Genomic DNA, 3,420 nt, shown 5'->3' with positions numbered 1-3,420 from the left:
ATTCCGATAAAAATACAATGCTTTTGAACAATAAGAAAAGTTCCTATAAAAAAGATAGGTTCTTTTCTTATATTAATCCCCTTTCAATGCCTTTAATGGCAAAGAGGTTACATATCCAATATACGAGCATAATTCTTTAAAAAAGAAAGGGATTTCTGTATCTAACGTTTTATACGCTGACGTTGGAGTTGGTGATGCATACGCTTCAATTTTAATATGTTTTGCAATTTTCATTGCACGTTTCATATGAAGTGGATCACTCACAATCGTATATGTGCGTATTCCGTTCTCTATTCCAACTTGCTTTGCATTCTTTAAATTGTCCTCTGTGAAAAGGGATTTTGTTTCAATTAGAATATCCTCTTCTTTCACACCATGTTTCAGTGCATACACTCTAGCAGTACGCGCTTCCTCAAGCTCTGCCTCAAACTTTGTACCACCTGTGAAAATAATCTTTTTAATATTACCGTTCTTATATAAGGAAATTGCATGATTAATTCTTTCTTTAAATACAGGAGATGGTTTTCCGTTCCATGAAGCTGCTCCCAGCACGATACCAGCATCTGTCTTCACACCATCATCTGTTTTAAAGCGATAACTCCAAATATCGTAAGCTGCATAACTTACATATAACATAATAGAACAAATCATAAGCAAGAATACTTGCAAGATTCTTCTTTTCTTACTTTTCTTATTTTCTTTCATTTATAACTGCCTCCGTACATCATCCATACTTCTATATAAAAACGTATATATCAAATCATTTTGTTTGAATTTGTTTAAAAGAAGGAATTTCCCTTATCATATATATGCATTAAAGGGTTTTCATTTAAAATTGAGGATTATCAATTCATTTTTCGTTTGCGGTTTTCATTACATTTGTGTAATTTATAAGTTTATTACCATACAACTACATTGTAACGAATTTTTTATCATAATGGAATGATGAAACAAAAGAAGTAACTGTTTTGTAAGAAAAAAGGTATATTTTTCATCTTGACGATCAATACACCTTTCTTAATATGAATTATCGTTTTTCTTTATATGACTCTAATTTTTCTAATAACCTTTCCTTTACAGCTGGCCATTCATTTGCAATTACACTGTATACAACTGCATCTCTAACATGTCCACTCGGTAATTTTCTTTCGTTTCTAAGTACACCCTCTTTTACTGCGCCGAGTCTTTCAATTGCTCTTTGTGCTTTTTCATTTCGTGCATCCGTCTTAATTTGTACCCTCCGCATATGCAACTTTTCAAAAGCATATTGTAATAACATGTACTTACATTCCGTATTCATACTCGTACGTTGCACACTTGGGTCATACCACGTTTTCCCTAATTCCACCGTCTTATCTTCAACTGAAATGTTATATAAGCGTGTACTCCCTACTATTTCATTTGTCTTTTGATCCACAACAACAAATGGCAAATCCTTCCCTGCCCCATAAGCTTTTATCGCCTTTTGAACATATTGCTGCATATCTTGAACAGTATCCATTTTAGAGATTAAATACGCCCAAATGTCTCGATTTCCTTCCACGATTGAAAACATTTTTTCGACATCATTGCTATCCATTAACCGTAACTTTGCTCTTTCGTGAATTACTTCCATTTTTAAGCCCCCTTTGTTGTAACTATATCATACTCTATTACCGTTTAATCGTTATATAAGAACATATAATTATACTTATGTTAAGGAATAAAATATATCTTTAAAATAAAAAATGCGATGCCTTTATTCAAGCATCGCACTCATAAATTGAATTGAAATTTACTTCTTTTCCATTACCGCAAAATAATTATTTTCGCTATCTGCAAAATTAAATATTCTACCTGAAGGCATATTTACAATTTCTCCGACTGTAACGTTTTTGTTTACTAAATCACTATATAAACGATCGAATTCTTTTGAGAAGAACATTAAAGAAGGTGTACCAAGATTTAACTCCGGCTGCATTTTAGCAATTAGCTCCTTATTATGGAGAATAATACTTGTTTCAGCTTCTTTAGTTGGAGCAATTTCAATCCATCGCATTCCTTGACCGTTATCTTCCTCTGAAATTACAATAAATCCTACTTTTTCTGTCCAGAATTCCTTCACTTCATCTTGGTTATTTACATACAACATGATTTGACCAACATTATTAATCATTTATTTTAACGCTCCTTTATAAACAATTTTTATTAAACTCCATACACTTACACCTAATTATCACCGAAAATAAAGTTGCGGTACAAAAATCTATTTCAGCGACTCCAATCGCTCGTTCAAACGATCCCAAGTTTCGGTGATACCTTGTAGCATGCCCATGTCCATAACAGTCTTAAGAGCTTCTTCGGAAACATATTCAGCACGGTTTATTAGCTTTGTCTTTCCACCTAAATCGATGAATTCCAATGTCATCTCGGTTGACGGCATAGAATCATTTACATTGCCTTCAGCATCCGAAAAGTAATCGGTGTAGACAATTTTCTCTGGCTCAATAATCTCTTTATAAACTCCTTTGCCCCATGATTCCATACCAAAAAATTGCCCCAGGTTCTGATCGACACACTTCATACAGTAGTGCCAAACGCCTCCCGGACGGAAGTCGACAGTGCATGTTGGAATTTCCCAGCCCCTTGGCCCCCACCAGTGTTTCAAATGCTCTGCTTCTTTAAACATACTGAATACAAGATCACGCGGTGCATCGAAAACACGCTCCAGTACCAATACCCGATCGTTCTCTACTCTTGATACCATTGTATTGTTTGACATGTTAATTCCTCCTTAAATATGAACTAATTTTATAACTTTTCCTTTTTTTGCAATTCCTTCAAATACTCATCTAAATTATCGAATCTCTCTTCCATCACACGCTTAAATGACTGCACCCAACAATCAAGTGCTTGGAAAGGCTCAGGTCGGAGCTTGTAAATCCGGCGATTAGCTTCAGCCTGCACTTCCACAATCCCTGTATCGCTTAACACTTTTAAATGTTTCGAAGTTTGTGGTTGCCTTAATCCCAAATGTTCGGCGATTTCCCCAACGGTTAAGGGACCGTCACGCAAGAGTTCAACGATATTCATACGATTCGGTTCAGATAAAGCGCTCAACGTCGTCATATTCACACCCGGAATTTTCCCCGACATATCACTCACCTCGTTAAGTGATGGTCTCCGGTTATAACACATCAATATCATCACTAATATTATTTTCCTGTTGAATCGATTATAACCAAAGAGGAATATTCCCATCAAGAAATATTCAAAAACTAAAGTAATACCACATCGTTACTTAATAATAAAAATGGATTAAAAACATTTCACATACCTATGTTTTACGATAAAGTGATGCTTTAGTCAGTGGGTTTTGGAACGATTTTCGCGAAGGCTTTGTTTTTACTTGGTCCAAGAAAGCTTTGACACTTTTAATAC

5 protein-coding genes are annotated in these 3,420 nt (G+C 34.9%); all 5 read right to left on the bottom strand.

The features are described 5' to 3' along the window. Positions 1 to 72: 72 nt before the first annotated feature. The 5 genes from AB3X49_RS19690 to AB3X49_RS19670 all read right to left on the bottom strand — a co-directional run bounded on the left by AB3X49_RS19690 (position 73) and on the right by AB3X49_RS19670 (position 3,135). A complete protein-coding gene (locus tag AB3X49_RS19690; protein WP_367964208.1) occupies positions 73 to 705 on the bottom strand; it encodes a YdcF family protein in 633 nt (210 codons plus the stop codon). Between the two features lie 322 nt (positions 706 to 1,027). Continuing rightward, positions 1,028 to 1,615 (bottom strand): GNAT family N-acetyltransferase, encoded by a 588-nt coding sequence (locus AB3X49_RS19685; protein WP_103458759.1) that lies wholly within the window; start codon positions 1,613 to 1,615, stop codon positions 1,028 to 1,030. 159 nt (positions 1,616 to 1,774) lie between these two features. Continuing rightward, positions 1,775 to 2,155 carry a VOC family protein gene (locus AB3X49_RS19680; protein ID WP_002033018.1) on the bottom strand — a complete coding sequence of 127 codons (381 nt, stop codon included), beginning with the start codon at positions 2,153 to 2,155 and terminating at the stop codon, positions 1,775 to 1,777. A 90-nt stretch (positions 2,156 to 2,245) separates the two neighbouring features. Further along, positions 2,246 to 2,761 (bottom strand): SRPBCC family protein, encoded by a 516-nt coding sequence (locus tag AB3X49_RS19675; protein WP_328057378.1) that lies wholly within the window; start codon positions 2,759 to 2,761, stop codon positions 2,246 to 2,248. 29 nt (positions 2,762 to 2,790) lie between these two features. Further along, positions 2,791 to 3,135: an ArsR/SmtB family transcription factor gene (locus AB3X49_RS19670; protein WP_012261209.1), complete on the bottom strand. Its 345-nt coding sequence runs from the start codon at positions 3,133 to 3,135 to the stop codon at positions 2,791 to 2,793. Between the last annotated feature and the right edge of the window lie 285 nt (positions 3,136 to 3,420).

Source organism: Bacillus sp. C30, from assembly GCF_040838255.1.
Taxonomy (GTDB): Bacteria; Bacillota; Bacilli; order Bacillales; family Bacillaceae_G; genus Bacillus_A; species Bacillus_A mycoides.
Note: the sequence above shows the minus strand (reverse complement) of the source record. Positions and strands in the feature narration are given on the sequence as shown.

Excerpts from the sequence above, each read along its gene's own strand:
- AB3X49_RS19690 (WP_367964208.1), bottom strand. The coding sequence starts at position 705 with ATGAAAGAAAATAAGAAAAGTAAGAAAAGAAGAATCTTGCAAGTATTC.
- AB3X49_RS19685 (WP_103458759.1), bottom strand. The coding sequence starts at position 1,615 with ATGGAAGTAATTCACGAAAGAGCAAAGTTACGGTTAATGGATAGCAAT.
- AB3X49_RS19680 (WP_002033018.1), bottom strand. The coding sequence starts at position 2,155 with ATGATTAATAATGTTGGTCAAATCATGTTGTATGTAAATAACCAAGAT.
- AB3X49_RS19675 (WP_328057378.1), bottom strand. The coding sequence starts at position 2,761 with ATGTCAAACAATACAATGGTATCAAGAGTAGAGAACGATCGGGTATTG.
- AB3X49_RS19670 (WP_012261209.1), bottom strand. The coding sequence starts at position 3,135 with ATGTCGGGGAAAATTCCGGGTGTGAATATGACGACGTTGAGCGCTTTA.